This is a genomic window from Amycolatopsis dongchuanensis (assembly GCF_039542405.1).
GTDB lineage: Bacteria > Actinomycetota > Actinomycetes > Mycobacteriales > Pseudonocardiaceae > Amycolatopsis_E > Amycolatopsis_E sacchari.
Map to the genome: position 1 here is coordinate 44,979 of NZ_BAABIB010000079.1, position 15,498 is coordinate 60,476.

General features: G+C 70.8%; 13 protein-coding genes and 2 pseudogenes. 8 read left to right on the top strand and 7 right to left on the bottom strand.

The window, feature by feature from the left end; all coding sequences use genetic code 11:
- Nucleotides 1-27: 27 nt before the first annotated feature.
- Complete coding sequence (locus ABFX51_RS21465; RefSeq protein WP_091504000.1) at nt 28-867, bottom strand: mycofactocin-coupled SDR family oxidoreductase; 840 nt, start codon at nt 865-867, stop codon at nt 28-30.
- Nucleotides 868-1,033: 166 nt separating this feature from the next.
- Between ABFX51_RS21465 and ABFX51_RS21470 the strand changes: the two genes are divergently transcribed.
- Genes ABFX51_RS21470 through ABFX51_RS21485 form a run of 4 tightly spaced genes read left to right on the top strand, consistent with a single transcriptional unit; the run spans nt 1,034 to nt 5,491 of the window.
- On the top strand, nt 1,034-1,909 hold the full coding sequence (locus ABFX51_RS21470; RefSeq protein WP_091504001.1) for a mycofactocin-coupled SDR family oxidoreductase: 876 nt from the start codon (nt 1,034-1,036) through the stop codon (nt 1,907-1,909).
- Nucleotides 1,910-1,952: 43 nt separating this feature from the next.
- Nucleotides 1,953-2,927, top strand: coding sequence for a substrate-binding domain-containing protein (locus ABFX51_RS21475; RefSeq protein WP_091504002.1), 975 nt, complete (start codon nt 1,953-1,955; stop codon nt 2,925-2,927).
- Nucleotides 2,914-4,461, top strand: a complete 1,548-nt coding sequence (locus ABFX51_RS21480) for a sugar ABC transporter ATP-binding protein (protein ID WP_091504003.1) — start codon at nt 2,914-2,916, stop codon at nt 4,459-4,461. The genes ABFX51_RS21475 and ABFX51_RS21480 overlap by 14 nt, the downstream gene beginning before the upstream one ends.
- Entirely contained in the window at nt 4,451-5,491 is a 1,041-nt protein-coding gene (locus ABFX51_RS21485) for an ABC transporter permease (RefSeq protein ID WP_091504004.1), read from the top strand. The genes ABFX51_RS21480 and ABFX51_RS21485 overlap by 11 nt, the downstream gene beginning before the upstream one ends.
- 67 nt (nt 5,492-5,558) lie before the next feature.
- Here ABFX51_RS21485 and ABFX51_RS21490 read toward each other — a convergent pair.
- The 3 genes and pseudogenes from ABFX51_RS21490 to ABFX51_RS21500 all read right to left on the bottom strand — a co-directional run.
- A pseudogene (locus ABFX51_RS21490) lies at nt 5,559-6,572 on the bottom strand (MFS transporter); the annotation flags it as partial.
- 25 nt (nt 6,573-6,597) lie between these two features.
- Nucleotides 6,598-6,726: pseudogene (locus ABFX51_RS21495) on the bottom strand (PhoD-like phosphatase N-terminal domain-containing protein); the annotation flags it as partial.
- Nucleotides 6,727-6,833: 107 nt separating this feature from the next.
- Entirely contained in the window at nt 6,834-7,868 is a 1,035-nt protein-coding gene (locus ABFX51_RS21500; RefSeq protein WP_091504006.1) for an LLM class flavin-dependent oxidoreductase, read from the bottom strand.
- A gap of 246 nt (nt 7,869-8,114) precedes the next feature.
- On the opposite strand from ABFX51_RS21500, the gene ABFX51_RS21505 reads away from it, so the two are divergent.
- Nucleotides 8,115-10,034 carry a glycoside hydrolase family 3 protein gene (locus tag ABFX51_RS21505; protein ID WP_346054724.1) on the top strand — a complete coding sequence of 640 codons (1,920 nt, stop codon included), beginning with the start codon at nt 8,115-8,117 and terminating at the stop codon, nt 10,032-10,034.
- A gap of 51 nt (nt 10,035-10,085) precedes the next feature.
- Here the strand turns inward: ABFX51_RS21505 and ABFX51_RS21510 are convergent, their stop codons facing one another.
- Nucleotides 10,086-11,051 carry a DNA polymerase domain-containing protein gene (locus ABFX51_RS21510; RefSeq protein ID WP_346054725.1) on the bottom strand — a complete coding sequence of 322 codons (966 nt, stop codon included), beginning with the start codon at nt 11,049-11,051 and terminating at the stop codon, nt 10,086-10,088.
- A 98-nt stretch (nt 11,052-11,149) separates the two neighbouring features.
- Between ABFX51_RS21510 and ABFX51_RS21515 the strand changes: the two genes are divergently transcribed.
- Nucleotides 11,150-11,461, top strand: a complete 312-nt coding sequence (locus ABFX51_RS21515) for a hypothetical protein (RefSeq protein WP_091504008.1) — start codon at nt 11,150-11,152, stop codon at nt 11,459-11,461.
- A gap of 72 nt (nt 11,462-11,533) precedes the next feature.
- On the top strand, nt 11,534-12,730 hold the full coding sequence (locus ABFX51_RS21520) for a cation:proton antiporter (RefSeq protein WP_091504009.1): 1,197 nt from the start codon (nt 11,534-11,536) through the stop codon (nt 12,728-12,730).
- Nucleotides 12,731-12,734: 4 nt separating this feature from the next.
- On the opposite strand, the gene ABFX51_RS21525 is transcribed toward ABFX51_RS21520, so the two are convergent.
- Together ABFX51_RS21525 and ABFX51_RS21530 are read right to left on the bottom strand one after the other, a co-directional pair.
- Nucleotides 12,735-12,992, bottom strand: a complete 258-nt coding sequence (locus ABFX51_RS21525; protein WP_091504010.1) for a hypothetical protein — start codon at nt 12,990-12,992, stop codon at nt 12,735-12,737.
- Entirely contained in the window at nt 12,982-14,064 is a 1,083-nt protein-coding gene (locus ABFX51_RS21530) for a terpene synthase family protein (RefSeq protein WP_091504011.1), read from the bottom strand. The genes ABFX51_RS21525 and ABFX51_RS21530 overlap by 11 nt, the downstream gene beginning before the upstream one ends.
- A 320-nt stretch (nt 14,065-14,384) precedes the next feature.
- Between ABFX51_RS21530 and ABFX51_RS21535 the strand changes: the two genes are divergently transcribed.
- Complete coding sequence (locus ABFX51_RS21535; RefSeq protein WP_091504012.1) at nt 14,385-15,479, top strand: polyprenyl synthetase family protein; 1,095 nt, start codon at nt 14,385-14,387, stop codon at nt 15,477-15,479.
- Nucleotides 15,480-15,498: the final 19 nt, after the last annotated feature.

The window sequence follows — 15,498 nt, forward strand, 5'->3', positions numbered from 1 at the left end:
GACCGCGGTCCACGACCCCGCGCGGCGTCACTTGATGAGGACTCCGGCGTCGATCGGGAGGGTGATGCCGGTGACGTAGCGAGCGGCATCACTGGCCAGGTAGACCACGGCCTCGGAGACGTCCGAAGCTTCGACCCACGGGATCGGCATGACGTGGAAGTCGTGGTACGGCGAGCTCGGGTCGAGCGCGTCCTCGCGCGTGGGGTGCTCGAGGTGGGCGAGGAAGATCTTCCGTATCACGTCGTTGTCGATCATGTCTGTGTCCACATTGGTCGGACAGACCACGTTGACGCGGATCCGCTCCTGGCCGAGCTCGACCGCCAGGGTCCTGGCGAGGCCGACCACGCCGTGCTTGGCCGAGGTGTAATGGCCGAGCTGCGGCACCGCCTTGAGCCCGGAGACCGAGCTGGTGACGATGATCGAGCCGCCCTCGCCCTGCTCCCGGACGATCGGCAGGGACGCCTTGAGGGTGTGCCACACACCGGTGAGGTTGATGTCGATCATCTGCTGCCACATGAGCGGCTCGATCTCCAGCGCCGGGGCGATGGTGCAGATACCGGCGTTGGCGACCACCACGTCGAGGCGGCCGAGCTCGGCCACTCCGGCCTGAACGGCTTGCTCGAGCCGGGCGAGGTCACGCACGTCGGCCTTGGTGGCGAAGATGCGCCGGCCGAGCGCCTCGACGGCCCGTACGGTCTCGTCCAGGTCCGCCTTGGTGGCCAGGGCGTAAGGCACCGACTCCACGTCCTCGCAGATGTCCACCGCGATGATGTCCGCGCCCTCGCGCGCCAGGTGCAGGGCGTGGCTCCGTCCCTGTCCGCGGGCGGCACCGGTCACGAAAGCCACCTTTCCGTCCAGTCTCCCCATCACGTCTCTCCCGTCTTTGGTCGATCGGATCGATCACGACGCTAGGTGTGCGGGTCGCTGACGGCACTGTTGCGATTTCTTACGTCTGAAGCTCTTTCGCCGCTGCGATTCTTCCGGTGTCCGCCGCCACGGCGCAACGAGGCACGTAGCAGAAGGGACCAGGAACGTGGGACGACTTGCTGGAAAGGTCGCACTGATCACCGGAGCCGCACGCGGCCAGGGACGCGCACACGCCGTCCGGCTCGCCGAGGAGGGCGCGACGATCATCGCGACCGACCTGTGCGAGCAGCTGGACAACGTCGGCTACCCGCTCGCGACTCCGGCCGACCTCGAGGAGACGGCTCGTTTGGTCGAGAAGCAGGACCAGGCCTGCCTCGCCGTCAAGGCCGACGCTCGCGACGCGCAGCAGATGGCCGCCGTCGTGGCCCAGGCCATCGCGGAGTTCGGGAAGATCGACATCCTGGCCGTCAACCACGGGATTCTCATCGCGGAGCCGTGGGACCAGTGGACGGAACACGACTGGAACACGGTCATCGACACGAACCTGAACGGCGTCTGGAACGCCACCCGGCCGGTGTTGCCGCACATGGTCGAACAGGGGTCCGGGTCGGTCATCTTCACCGCGTCGGTCTCCGGGCTGCTGGCCCAGGTCGGCATGCTGCCTTACAACGCCTCCAAACACGGAGTGGTCGGCCTGATGCGCTCGCTGGCCGCCACCATGGGGCCGCACAACGTGCGGGTGAACACCGTCTGTCCCGGCAACGTCGGATCGCCGATGCTGCTCAACGACATGATCGCCAAGATGTTTTCCGGCGGTGCAGCGGACGCCACGATCGACGACATCCGGTTCCCGGCGCAGGCCATGAACCTCCTCCCCGTGCCGTGGGTCGAACCGGTCGACGTCTCGAACGCGGTGCTGTTCCTCGCCTCGGACGAGGCCCGCTACATCACCGGCACCAATCTCACCGTCGACGCGGGCTTTTTCACCACCCCTCGTGGCGTCCCGGCGATCGCCGCCGAGCGTCTGGCCGCACTGGACTGACCGCCGGATCTCTTCCCGGTGCCCACAACCTCAGGGAATCACCATGAAATTCTCCTACCGGGTGGCAGCCGTCGGCGCGTCACTCCTGCTGGCCTCCGCGTGTGCCGCCACGGCCGGCTCGAACAAGAAGGACGGCGACTACGTCATCGGCGTGACCACCCTGTTCTCGTCGCCGATCATCAACGAGTACACCCGCGGCATGCAGGAGGCCGTGCAGGGGACCGGCGTCACCCTCAAGATCAACACCTCCGACAGCGACGTTTCCAAGGAAGCCTCGCTCATCGACACCTACATCACCCAGCACGTCGACGCCATCCTGGTCGACCCGATCTCCGCCAACGGCTCCGTCCCGGCGATCCGGCGGGCGGTGAACGCCGGCATAACGGTCCTGTGTTACGACACCTGCATCGAGGACAGTGCCCGGCAGCAACTGATCAAGGGCTACCTGACCTCCGACCAGGAGGGGCTGGGACGCACCGCCGGTGAGGCCGCGGCGAAATACATCACCGAGAAGCTCGGCGGTCATGCCAAGATCGGGATTCTCAGCTGCGACGCGAGCTACGCCATCTGTGGCCAGCGTCAGAAGGGTTTCGAGTCCGCGCTGGCGCCCGGCTCGTACGACATCGTGGCCAAACAGGAGGGTTACGTCGTCGACAAGGCCAAGCCACTGGCCTCCGACATGCTCACGGCACACCCCGAGCTCAACCTCATTTTCGGGCAGAACGAGGGCAGCGCGATCGGCGCCGCGCTGACCGTCAAGTCCGACCAGCGCGCCGGCGTGCACGTCTTCGGAATCGACATCACCACGGTCATCGCCGATTTGATGCTGCAGCCCGACCCGGCGCTGCTGTTCACCGCCGGACAGGACGCGGGCAAGCTCGGCGCCGACGCCGTCCGCGCCACCGTCGCCGTGCTGAACGGGACGCCGCCGGTCAAGGAGACCCAGCTCATCGCCGCGGTTCCCTATTCCGCCGACCACCCGGAGACCCTCCGTGCCTACATCGATGAGCGCAAGTAGCGCCCCGGGCACGCTCCCGGCCATCTCGGTCCGGGGGGCGAGCAAGGCCTACGGTTCACTCCAGGCGCTGCGTGATGTCGACCTCGAGGTGGCGCCCGGTGAGGTCCGGGCTCTCCTCGGGCTCAACGGGGCGGGCAAATCGACACTGGTGAAGATGCTCAGCGGTGTGGTCGTCCCGGATGCCGGGGTGATCCGCGTTGCCGGGGCCGAAACCGTTTTCCGTTCCCCGCACCACGCTATGGGCTGCGGGGTCGCCACCGTCCATCAGGAGCTGAGTCTGGTACCGGGGCTCAGCGTGGCCGACAACGTTTTCCTGGGACGGTGGCCGACGCGGCCCGGGTCCGTCGTCGACCGCCGCGCCCTGCAGGATGCGGCGAAGCAGGTGCTCGAACGCGTGCACTGCTCGGTGGCTCCGGCCACGCGGACCGGGAAGCTGTCCATCGGTCAGCAGCAGCTCGTGGAGATCGCGCGGGCCGTGGGGCGGGAGTCACGGGTCCTGATCCTCGACGAGCCGACCAGCTCCCTGTCTGCGCAGGAGGCGGACGACTTGATCGCGCTCGTGAAGCGGCTTGCGGCGACGGGCGTGGCGGTCATCTACATCTCGCACCGCATGGACGAGATCCACTGTGTCGCGGATTCGGCGACCGTGCTGCGGGACGGTCAGCTGGTCGGCACGGTGGCGATGGCGGAGACCACCTCGAGAGCGCTGTTCGGGATGATGACCGGACACCGGCAGCTCGAACCCGGCGAGGCGCCCGCTCGTCCGGTGGACTCGCCGGTGGTGCTGAAGGTGCGCGGCCTGCGCAGCGACGCACTCCGCGGAATCTCCTTCGACCTCCGCGAAGGGGAGCTGCTGGGCGTGGCCGGGGTACTCGGCTCCGGCCGCACTAGCCTGCTCGAGGCGCTGGCCGGCGCGCGGCCGAGCACGGGTGCGGTCACGGTGAACGGCGTCTCCGCCGAGCGCCGCACCGTGGGCCGGATGAGGCGCCACGGAGTCGGGCTCGCGCCGGAGAACCGCCGTACGCACGGACTGGCGATGTCCCTGCCGATCCGGAGCAACATCCTGATGGGATGTCTGCCCCTCGTGAGCCGGGCGGGCGTGGTCTCGTCGGGCTCCGGGGGGCGCCTGCTGCGGCAGACGATGGAGCGTCTCAGGGTGCACTGGCGGCTCAACGATCCGCCGTCGACCCTCAGCGGTGGCAACCAGCAGCGGGTGGTGCTCGGGCGCTGGCTCGCGAACGGGGCCACCGTGCTCCTCCTGGACGAGCCGACGCGTGGCGTCGACATCCGGGGCAAGCGCGAGATCTACGACCTGCTGCTGGAGCTGTCCGCTTCCGGCGTCAGCACCATCTTCGCCACGTCCGAGTTCGAGGAGCTGTACCGGCTCGCCACGCGTTCGCTGGTGCTCCGGCACGGAGAACTCGTCGGGGACGTCGACTTGCGCGACACCGGCGAGGAGCAGCTGATGATGCTCGCGATGGGCGAGGAAGGACTCTCACTACCGACGAGGACGGGGACCGACAATGAAGACTGACCTGGCCGAGCCCGCCGCCACCGAACTTGTGCGGCCTGCACGCCCGAGCTTGCTCGCGCGCATCAAGCATCTGGATCACATCGGGCTGCTGACGGCGACGGTCCTGCTCTTCGTGGTCCTGTCGCTCTGCGCGCCGTACTTCATGACGACCAAGAACCTGCTCAACGTGCTGCAGCAGTCCGCGTTCGTCGGTGTGATCGCGCTGGCGATGACCTTCGTGATCGTCGCCGGAGAGATCGACATCAGCGTGGGGTCGGCGATGGCGTTCGCCTCCTCCTTGTTCGGGGTTCTGGTCACCGACCACGGGTGGTCGCTGCCGCTGGCCGCACTCGCGGTGCTGCTCGTGGGTGCGGTCACCGGGCTGCTCGCGGGGCTGGTACGTGTCTGGTTCGACGTGCCGTCCTTCATCGTCACGCTGGCGCTCTTCAGCATTTTGCGCGGTCTCGCCCAGATGCTGACCGACGCCGTGCCCGTGCAGATCTCCAGCGCGGGGTTCAGCCAGTGGGGCAACGGCGACGTGTTCGGCGTACCGGTGCCGGCCGTCATCATGTTCCTGTTCCTCGCCGTGAGCTGGTTCGTGCTGACCCGCACGACCTTCGGCCGCTCGGTCTTCGCGGTCGGCGGGAACCCGGACGCGGCCCGGCTCTCCGGCATCAGCGTTGGCCGCATCCGCGCGCTGGTGTTCGGCCTCACCGGAGCGGCCGCGGGGCTGGCCGGCGTCCTGCAGTCCGCGCAACTGAGCTCAGGGGACTCCACCATCGGGGTGGGCGCTGAGTTCACGGCGATCTCCGCGGTCATCATCGGCGGTGCGAGCCTGTTCGGTGGCCGGGGTTCGGTGGTCGGAACCTTCCTGGGGGTCATTTTTCTCGGACTCCTCAACAACGGGATGGTGCTGCTGGACCTCAGTTCGTATGCGCAGGGTGTGGCCCGCGGTGTCATCGTCCTGCTGGCTGTCGTCATCAGCACCCGGCGGGAGGGCGTGCGCCTGCGCACTCTGCTCGGGTTCGTGTTCCGGCGCGCCCGATCCTGAAGCACCGGCGGTCGGCTTCGGAGCGCGACGTGCGCATCCGCGCTGAGCAGCCCGCTCGGCGTGCTGCTCAGCGCGGATCGGCGAAATCCTCCGGCTCGATGGCGGACGTGCGCGTTTCGGGTTTTCCGGTTCGCAGGATCAGGCCGCAGGCCACGGCACCGGCGGCGAAGATCGCGCACGAACACCAGAACGCCACGGCATAACCGTGGATCGCGGCGTCCGCCTGGACGATCCGGCTGGTGCCGTCCTTGCCGGCGAGGTACCGGGTCAGCGCGGCGGCGGCGATTGAGTTGAGCAGTGCGATGCCGACCGAGCCGCCGATCTGCTGGGCGACGTTGACGGTGGCCGAGGCGACGCCGGCGTCCTGGGACTGGACGCCGGTGGTGCCGGCGTTCATCGCGGGGGCGATGGTGGCGCCGACACCGAGGCCGAAGAGCATCAGTGGGCCGAGGATGTTTCCGGTGTAGGAGCCGGCCGGGCCGATGCGGGTGAGCCAGGCCATCGCGCCTGCCGCGATGAGCATGCCGGCCGCCACCGGGAACCTCGCGCCGAAGCGGGGGTAGAGCTGCGTGGTGCACGCTCCTCCGGCGATCACGAGGGTGGCGACCATCGGCAGGAACGCGACGCCGGTCATGGCCGGTGAGTAGCGCAGGCTCTGCTGCATGTAGTAGTTCAGGAACAGGAACTCGCCGAACAGGCCGATGCCGCCGATGAAGATGGCGAGGTGCAAGCCGCCGCGGGTGCGGTCGAGAACGACGCAGCGGCAGCAGCGGGTGCACGGCGCGGGTCTGCCACCAGGCGAACACCGCGAGCAGGGCCACGCCTCTGGCAAGGAAACCCCAGGTGCCCGGAGCGGACCAGGGGTGTGATTCCGCGCCGGCGAACCCGTAGACGACACCGAACAGGCCCACGCAGCCGATGAGCGTGCCGGGGACGTCCAGTCGCGGCCCCCGGCTGGTCTTGGCCTGGCGAGGGAGAGAACAGCGGCACCGATGACGGCCATGAGGCTGATGGCGACGTTGACGTAGAGCGTGAACCGCCAGTTGAGGAATTCGGTGAGTATGCCGCCGAGGAGCATGCCGACCGCGGCACCCGGGCCGGAGACACCGCCGAACCTCGACGTGCACCGCGTGTGCGTCCTCCGGTGTGGCGAGCACGGTGCCGCTCCGCTCGACGCGGGAAAACCGCTCGTCGGCCGCGACCTGCCACTCCACGGGTACCGGTGCGCCAGGCATGCCGCCGAGCCCGGCGAGCGCGGTCGCACCGAGTGCGGCCGCGCTCGCCGGGCAGCACGCGGCGGTTCGGTCTCATACCCCGGACACGGGCGGGACGGCGACGCGGCTCAGTCGCCGAGCGCCTTGCGCACGCGCGGCAGGACTTCGGTGCCGAGCAGTTCGATCGCCGTCATGACCTTCTCGTGCGGTACGCCGGACCAGTCCATCTGCATCGCGTACCGGTCGGCGCCGGTCAGCTTGCCCACGCTGATGATGCGGTCGGCGACCTCCTCGGGCGTGCCGACGAACAGGGCCTGCGCGTTGTGGGTGTAGGCGTCGTACTCGGCACGGGTGGGGATCGGCCAGCCGCGGGCCTTCGCCCCGTACTTCATGGTTTCCAGCCAGTACGGGTAGAAGGTGTCCTTGGCCTCCTGCGCAGTCCTCGCGATGAAGCCGATCGCACCCATCGTGACGTGCAGGTCCTCCTTCGCGTGCCCCACTGACTCGCCCGCGCGGCGGTAGAGGTCGACCAGCGGGGCGAAGCGCTCGGGGCGCCCGCCGATCACCGCGTAGACCACGGGCAGGCCGAGCAGGCCGGCGCGGGCGGAGGACTCCGGGTTGCCGCCGGTGCCGATGGAGATGCGCAGGTGGTCGCGGTACGGGCGCGGGTAGATCTGGGCGTTTTCCAGCGGCGGGCGGAACCGGCCGGACCACGTGAGCGGGCGCTCGCGGTCGATGCGCAGCAGCAGGGCAAGCTTCTCGTCGAACAGGTCGTCGTACTCGGCCAGGTCGGCGCCGAACAGCGGGAAGGACTCGGTGAAGGAGCCGCGCCCGGCGAGCAGTTCGGCGCGGCCGCGGCTGAGCTGGTCGAGCGTGGTGAACTGCTGGTACAGCCGGACCGGGTCTTCGGTGGAGAGCACGGTGACGGCGCTGCTGAGGGTGATCTGCCGGGTCACGCTCGCGGCGGCCGCGAGGACGGTGCCGGGGTTGGAGATCGCGTAGTCCTCCAGGTGGTGCTCGCCCAGCCCGTAGAACGACAGGCCCAGTTCGTCGGCGAGCTTGATGCGCTCGAGCGTCTGCGCGAGCTTGTCCGCCACGGAGTCCTGCTCGCCGGTGAGGGGGTCGCGGTGGCGGTCGCCGAAGCTGTAGATGCCGAGTTCCATGGTCCCTGCCTTTGGTTGACGTGTCATCGACACTAACAGGACGAGCCGCGCTTTTAGTCCGCGCGGGAGTGGACCGGACCAGTGCCGAATGCGACTTTCGGACCCTTCCCTCCCGCCGGGTTGTGGAATATGTTGTGACGCGCAACATTGCTCGATCGAGCGGCTCCACCCACCCCGACGGGCCGGCGCACTTCTGGCGCGGCCCGACCCGGTCCTGCACGCACCCTGCAACGGAGGAGGATTCGTGTGAGAACGCTTTCCCGCAGACGCAGTTCCCGCTTCGCGGGGGCGGTGCTCGCGGCCGCCGCGCTGACCGCGACCGCGGTACCCGCCGCGAGCGCGGCGCCGGTCACCGCCGAGCGCACCCCGGCCTACCTCAACGCCCGGCTCCCGGTCGCCCAGCGGGTCGCGGACCTGCTCGGCCGGATGACGCTGGCGGAGAAGGTCGGCCAGATGACCCAGGCCGAGCGCGGCGCCATCGACTCCAGCCAGCAGCAGATCACGGACCTCGCCCTCGGGTCCGTGCTCTCCGGCGGCGGTTCGACGCCCGCGGACAACACCCCGGCCGGCTGGGCGGACATGGTCGACGGCTACCAGTCGCGAGCGCTGGCCACGCGGCTGCACATCCCGCTGCTGTACGGCGTGGACTCGGTGCACGGCCACAACAACCTGGTCGGTGCCACGATCTTCCCGCACAACATCGGTCTCGGCGCCACGCGTGATCCGCGGCTGGTGCGCGAGGTCGAGCACATCACCGCCACCGAGACCAGGGCGACGGGCCCGCAGTGGGCGTTCGCGCCGTGCGTGTGCGTCGCGCGGGACGACCGGTGGGGCCGCACCTACGAGTCGTTCGGCGAGGACCCGAGGCTGGTCCAGCAGATGACGACGGCGATCGACGGGTTCCAGGGCACCAGCCCGAAGGACCTCGCGAAGCCGGACCACGTGCTGGCGACCGCGAAGCACTTCGCCGGTGACGGCGACACCACCTACGGCACGTCGACGAGCGGTACGTACACGACCGACCAGGGTGTGACGATCACCGACTGGCAGCACTTCGCGCAGGTCGACCTCGCGCCCTACGTCACGGCGGTCCAGCAGCACGACGTCGGCAGCATCATGCCGTCGTTCTCCAGCGTGCAGTGGACCGACCGGCCGGGCAGCACGCCGGTGAAGATGACGGCGAACAAGGAGCTGCTCACCGACGTCCTGAAGCGCAAGATCGGCTTCGACGGCTTCCTGATCAGCGACTGGGAAGCCATCCACCAGCTGCCGGGCGACTACGCCACGCAGGTCCGCACCGCGGTCAACGCGGGCGTGGACATGTTCATGGAGCCCTACAGCGCGCCGCAGTTCGTGTCGACGCTGACCGCCGAGGTGCAGGCGGGCCGGGTGCCGGTGTCCCGCATCGACGACGCCGTGAGCCGGATCCTCAAGGCGAAGTTCGAGCTGGGCCTGTTCGAGCACCCCTACACCGACCGCTCGAACGCCGGTACGATCGGTTCGCCGCAGCACCGGGCCGTGGCGCGGCAGGCGGTCGCCGAGTCGCAGGTGCTGCTGAAGAACTCGGGTGGCGCGCTGCCGCTCAAGCCGTCGCAGAAGATCTACGTGGCCGGCGTGAACGCCGACGACCTCGGCAACCAGGCCGGTGGCTGGACGGTGACGTGGCAGGGGCAGTCCGGGAACACGAGCTTCCCGGGCACCACGATCCTGCAGGGCATCCAGCAGGTGGCGCGGAACGTCACCTACAGCGCGGACGCGTCGGCGCCGACCGCCGGTGCGGACGTGGGTGTCGTCGTGATCGGTGAGACCCCTTACGCGGAGGGCGTCGGCGACGTGGGCAACGGCCACACGCTGAACATCTCGGCCGCCGATCGGGCGAACATCGACAAGGTGTGCGGCGCGATCAAGACGTGCGTCGTGCTCGACGTCGCGGGCCGGCCGCAGATCGTGACCGACGAGCTGGGCAAGATGGACGCCTTCGTGATGTCCTGGCTGCCCGGCAGCGAGGGCGCGGGCGTGGCCGACGTGCTGTTCGGCAAGAAGCCGTTCACCGGGAAGCTCTCGGTGAGCTGGCCGCGCAGCGAGGCGCAGGAGCCGATCAACATCGGTGACCGGAACTACGACCCGCTGTTCCCCTACGGCTACGGGCTCACCACCCGCCGGTAGCCCCGCCGGACCCGGTGCCCGCCTCGTTCCCGCGGCGCGGTGGGCACCGGGTCATCCCCCTTCGGCTTGACGCCGGGCGCGAGCCCGGCGTTTTCCTTCGTGCATGGCCTGGACGCGGGCGATGGGGATGGCCCTGCCCTCCTCGACGAGGTCCTCCGGCAGCGGCTGGGGCTCGGGCATCAGCTCGGCCCACGGGTCGGCGTCGCCGAGGCGTTCCAGCGCGGTGCGGATCGTGAAGTCGCCCGGGGTCCCGGAGTCCAGCTCCGCCCAGTCGAGGGGGAAGGACACCGGCAGCCCCGGGCGCACGCGGGGGCTGTACACCGAGACCACGGTCGCGCCGCCGGCGCGGGTGGAGTCGAGGAACACCTTGCCGTGCCGGTCCTCCCTGATGAACGCGGTGGTCGCGAGCGCGGGGTCGAGCCGCTCGGCCCGCGCGCCCAGCGCCCGGCCGGCCGCGGCGGCCTGCTCGGCGTCCACGCCCGGGGCCAGCGGGACGAAGACGTGCACCCCCTTGGCGCCGCTGGTCTTCACCGCTCCGGCGAGCCCGCTGTCGGCGAGGGCCTGGCGCACGAGGTGCGCCGCCTGGACCGCGAGTGCGAACGAGTCGTCCTGCTCGGGCGGGTCGAGGTCGAGCACGAGGTGGGTGGGGTGCTGCGGCTCGTCCGCGGCGGCGAGGCCGGGGTGGTACTCGATGGCGCGCTGGTTGGCGAACCACAGCAGGGTGCGCCGGTCGTCGCAGAGCGCGTAGGTGACCTGGCGGCGGGAGCTCTCGGCCCACAGGGTCGTGCGCGGTACCCAGTCCGGCGTGTACTTCGGCAGGTTCTTCTGCATGAACGCGTCCTGCCCGCGCAGCACGCGGATGACCGACAGGGGGCGGCCGCGCAGGGCGGGCAGCATCCGGTCCGCGACGGCGTCGAGGTAGTCGACGAGGTCGCGTTTGACGGCTCCCGCGCCGTCGAACAACGGCTGCTCCAGGTGGGTCAGCGCGACGCCGTCGCGTTCGTCGTTCCCGCTCATCCGGACAGCCAACCAGGCGCGGCCCCGGTCGGCAACTGTCTATTGTGGACTCGACCGTCTGGTACACTGAGGACGACGGCGGGAACGAGAGGGGTGGCATGCGGGGTACCGGGGAGCGGATTTCCCGGCACCGGTCCGTGTTCCTGCTGCTCGCCGTCGCCACCTTGCTGCTGTCGCTCGCGACGCCGACCTGGCCCGGTGCCGCTCCCCGGCACACCGACCGCGTCGCCGTGCTCGCGCAGCAGCCGTTGCCGCACTGCGCGGTCGCGTCCGTGCCCGTCGTGCTGCCGCCCGGCTGCCCCGAACCGCCGCCGTTGCGCCCCGCGCTGGACGCGCCGAGGGTCGCGTCGTGGGTGACCCGGCCCGGCGTGCCGTCTCACGTCTCCGCACGGGATCCCCCGGTCTCCTAGGCACCGAATCCCGTCCACGCCACCACTCCCGACCGGGGTGGTGTGCTTCCGCCTGCCTTTCGGAGACCCCTCATGACGACCGGACACGCCCTGCTCGCCGTCGGCGGTGCCTTCCTGGCCGCCGGCCTGCTCGCCCGAGCCGGCCGCCGCATCGGCCTTCCCACCATCGCCCTGTTCATGCTCGCCGGATTCCTGTTCGGCCCCAACACCCCTGGACTGTCGCTTGTGGATGATCCGGCCGAGCTCGGTGTGCTGGCCGGGCTCGGGCTGGTGTTCCTGCTGTTCTCGCTCGGGCTGGAGTTCTCGCTCGGCGACCTGGTCGCCGGCGGGCGCAGGCTCGCCGCCGCGGGCGCGATCTACCTCGTGCTCAACATCGGCGGCGGGCTCGCCTTCGGGTTCGCGCTGGGCTGGGGGAGCAGGGAGGCGCTCGTGCTCGCCGGGGCCGTGGGCATCTCGTCCTCGGCGATCGTGACGAAGCTGCTGCTGGAGACCGGGCGGATGCGCCACCCGGAATCACGGCTGGTGCTGGGCATCGTCGTGCTGGAGGACGTCTTCCTCGCGCTGTACCTGGCGATGTTGCAGCCGGTGCTGGGAGCCGCCGACGGCCTGGGCGCGGCGCTGGCCGAGTTCGGCAAGGCGTTCGGGTTCCTGGTGGTGCTCGCGGCGCTCGCGCGGTGGGGCGGGCGCGCGGTGTCGCGTCTGCTCGGTTCGGCCGACGACGAACTGCTCACCGTGTGTTTCGTCGGGATGGCGGTGCTCGGGGCCGCGGTGGCCGAGGAGCTGGGGGTGTCGGACGCCATCGGCGCGTTCATGGTGGGTGTGCTGCTGGGCGGCTCCTCGGCCGCGCCGCGCATCCACCGGCTGGTCCAGCCGCTGCGGGACGCGTTCGGCGCGTTGTTCTTCTTCATCTTCGGCCTGAGCATCGACCCGCGTGCGGTGGGCCCGGTCGTGGTGCCGGTGCTCGTGGCGGTGGTGCTGACGGTCGTGCTGAACCTCGCCGCCGGCGCGGCCGCGGCGAAGCTGCACTCCTACGACCGGCAGGCCGCGGTGAACGTGGGTCTGACGGTGCTCACGCGGGGTGAGCTGTCGCTCGTGCTGGCGGCGCTGGCCGGTGCCGCGGGGCTGGATCCGCGGATCTCTCCCTTCGTCGCGGGGTACGTGCTGCTGCTCGCGGTCGTCGGGCCGCTGGCGGTGCTGCGCTCGGACCGCCTCACGCGCCTCCTGCCCGCCCGGCTGTTCCGCGTGGAGGCGGGCAGGCCGGGCGGGTGAGGCGTCAGGACTGCGGGACCATGAGCGGCTCGTTGCGCAGGTACAGCACCGGTCCCACGCAGTGCCACTGGCCGGGCAGCCAGCGGCCGGCGAGCTGCCCGGCCATGCCGGCGGCCTCGCAGAAGTAGCTGCTGCCGAAGTCCTGCACCTTGGTCCAGTCGCCGTCGTCGGACGTCACGGCCGACGCCGGGAGCGGGGCCAGCACCAGTGCGGTGCCGGCCGCGGCGGCGGTGGCGAGGCGGCGGACGGTCCTACGGTTCATGTCTCCTCCACGGGGTTTCCAACGGGTCCCACCACCAGGCGATGGCGGGGATGGGCAACGGGTCCTGCCGGGTGTCGGAGGGCGTGCCGGCCCAGCCCGGCCCGGCGGACACCGGCTGGGCGCCGTAGCCGCGGTAGCGCGGCACGCGCAGCGCCCAGTCGGTGTTGCCGCGGATCGCGTGCCCGAGGCAGTCCAGGTACGCGCGGAGCGCGGGGCTCGCGTCCGGTCCGGACGCGACCCGCTCCCGCACGGTCAGGAACCGCGCCATGACGCGGTCCCTGAGGCGGTAGGCCTCGGCGAGGGCCTCCTCGGGGGAAAGTCCCTCGGCGGCACGCAACACGGTGATCAGGTTCTGGTCGGTGTGGTCCTCGGTGGTCTCCTTCCGGTGGGAGTGCAGGTCGTTGTCCCACGACGCGATGAGGTTGGCCATTTCGGTCAGTGCGCGCACGGCCGGGGAGTCCAGCTCCGCGGCCGGTACCTCGGCCCCCATCGCGATCTCCAGCAGGGCGAGGGTGGGCGGGCCACCCGAGCTGCCCAGCCGCATCGCGGTGTAGTCGTCCAGGGTGGGCACGCGGCCCGCGGCCCGGTTCGCCACCTGCCAGGCGACGCCGAACAGCCAGGCGCGGTGGGCGTCGGCGAACCGGCGGGCCTGCACCGGGGTGCCGCAGGCGGCGATGGCGCGGCCGATGTCCTGCAACGCCAGGACGAACGGGTCGCCGGAGGACGGGTCGTGCCACGGGTTCTCCAGCGCCCGCTGCAGCGGGCCGACCATGGCCAGGAACCGGGCAGGGTCCGCGCTCAGCTCGCCGGCGTCGCACCGCACGTCGTCGAACGCGAATCCCCAGTAGACCCAGTGCACCGCGGCCTGGAGCCCGTCCCGGCACCCGTGCGGGGCGAACCGGGCGTAGAACTCGGCGCTGTTCGTGCCGAGCACGCGGGCGCGCCCGCGTGCGTCCCCGTAGAACCGGAACCGGTCGAGCCAGGTGACCGCCGTGCGCTCGATCTCGTCGACGTCCGGGTGGATCGCCGGCTCGATGGGGCAGTAGAACGGGCGCAGCTCGAGCGTGGTCATGGGCGGCTCCTGGCAGGACGTGCGGGCACGACGGCGGAAAAAGCCGTGCGCGAAAAGGGATTTCGGATTTTCCGGCGAGCGCCGGTGAGATCACTATGACCGCCCCCGCCGCCCGGCAGCAACAGCAGTCACGCGAACGAGTAGCGGATTGCCTTGGTGCGCAAGGGGTTTACGCAGCGGTGCGGGTTTCGCCCATCCGGTCGGTGCGGGCGGCCCGGACGAGTGGTGGGGATCGCCCCCTGGTTTTGCCCGTGGTGCCGGTGTTATCTAGCGCGACGGGCGCCGGCACGCCCGGAACCGTCGTTTCGCGAGGAGGCACCATGTCAGCTCGGCTCGTCGACGTGTCACCGGCCCCCGAGCCACGGGCACCGGTGGAAGGGGACTTCGGCTGGTTGCGGCGCCGCGTCGACGCGGTGCTCGACGAGTTCCTGGAGGCGCAGGCGCGGCACCCGGTGGACGCGTGCCTGCCGCCGCTCGTCGACGTCGTGCGGGAGTTCGTGCGCGGCGGGAAACGGCTGCGGCCGCTGTTCTGCTACTGCGGCTGGCTGGCCGCGGGGGGTGCGCCGGAGGGCGGCCCGGTGGTGAAGGTGGGAGCGGCGCTGGAGCTGTTCCACACGTTCGCGCTCATCCACGACGACCTGATGGACTCCTCGCGGCTGCGGCGCGGCCGCCCGACCGTGCACCGGGTGCTCGCGGACCGGTACTCCGGCAAGGACTCCGAAGCGGCGGCCCGGTTCGGGCTCAACGCGGCCATCCTGGTCGGCGACCTGTGCCACGCCTGGTCGGACGAGCTGCTGTGCGCGGCGGGCGAGCGGTGGCGCCGGCGCGCGGAGCCGGTGCTGCACGCGATGCGCACGCAGGTGATGGCGGGCCAGTACCTCGACCTGGCGGGGGAGCGGACGGACGACGCGCTCGACCGCAGCTGGCGCGCGCTGCGGCACAAGACCGCCGGGTACACGGTGGAGCGTCCGCTGCAGGTCGGGGTGATGCTCGCCGACGGCGGCCCGGAGGTGCTGCGGCTGTGCACCGCCTACGGCAGGCCGCTCGGTGAGGCGTTCCAGTTGCGTGACGACCTGCTCGGGGTGTTCGGCTCGCCCGAGGTGACCGGCAAACCGGTGCTCGACGACCTGCGCGAGGGCAAGCCGACCGTGCTGATGAACCTGACGTGGCAGCGGGCGGGTGCCCGGCAGCGGGCGGTGATCAAGGAGCTGCACGGGAACCGGGAGCTCGACGACGCCGGTGCCGAGCGGCTGCGGGAGATCATCCGCCGGACGGGGGCGGACTCCGCCGTCACCGAGCTGATCGAGCTGAAGACCGCGCAGGCGCTCGCCGCGCTCGACGCCGCACCCGTCCCGGCGCGGGCGCGCACCGCCGCCACCCAGCTCGCCGACGCCGTCGCGCGGCGCACCCGATGACCGCCGAGGAAGGAGACCG

Bases quoted from the DNA above. Each gene is read 5' to 3' on its own strand.
- ABFX51_RS21465 (WP_091504000.1), bottom strand. From the start codon at position 867: ATGGGGAGACTGGACGGAAAGGTGGCTTTCGTGACCGGTGCCGCCCGC.
- ABFX51_RS21475 (WP_091504002.1), top strand. From the start codon at position 1,953: ATGAAATTCTCCTACCGGGTGGCAGCCGTCGGCGCGTCACTCCTGCTG.
- ABFX51_RS21480 (WP_091504003.1), top strand. From the start codon at position 2,914: ATGAGCGCAAGTAGCGCCCCGGGCACGCTCCCGGCCATCTCGGTCCGG.
- ABFX51_RS21485 (WP_091504004.1), top strand. From the start codon at position 4,451: ATGAAGACTGACCTGGCCGAGCCCGCCGCCACCGAACTTGTGCGGCCT.
- ABFX51_RS21500 (WP_091504006.1), bottom strand. From the start codon at position 7,868: ATGGAACTCGGCATCTACAGCTTCGGCGACCGCCACCGCGACCCCCTC.
- ABFX51_RS21510 (WP_346054725.1), bottom strand. From the start codon at position 11,051: ATGAGCGGGAACGACGAACGCGACGGCGTCGCGCTGACCCACCTGGAG.
- ABFX51_RS21515 (WP_091504008.1), top strand. From the start codon at position 11,150: ATGCGGGGTACCGGGGAGCGGATTTCCCGGCACCGGTCCGTGTTCCTG.
- ABFX51_RS21520 (WP_091504009.1), top strand. From the start codon at position 11,534: ATGACGACCGGACACGCCCTGCTCGCCGTCGGCGGTGCCTTCCTGGCC.
- ABFX51_RS21525 (WP_091504010.1), bottom strand. From the start codon at position 12,992: ATGAACCGTAGGACCGTCCGCCGCCTCGCCACCGCCGCCGCGGCCGGC.
- ABFX51_RS21530 (WP_091504011.1), bottom strand. From the start codon at position 14,064: ATGACCACGCTCGAGCTGCGCCCGTTCTACTGCCCCATCGAGCCGGCG.
- ABFX51_RS21535 (WP_091504012.1), top strand. From the start codon at position 14,385: ATGTCAGCTCGGCTCGTCGACGTGTCACCGGCCCCCGAGCCACGGGCA.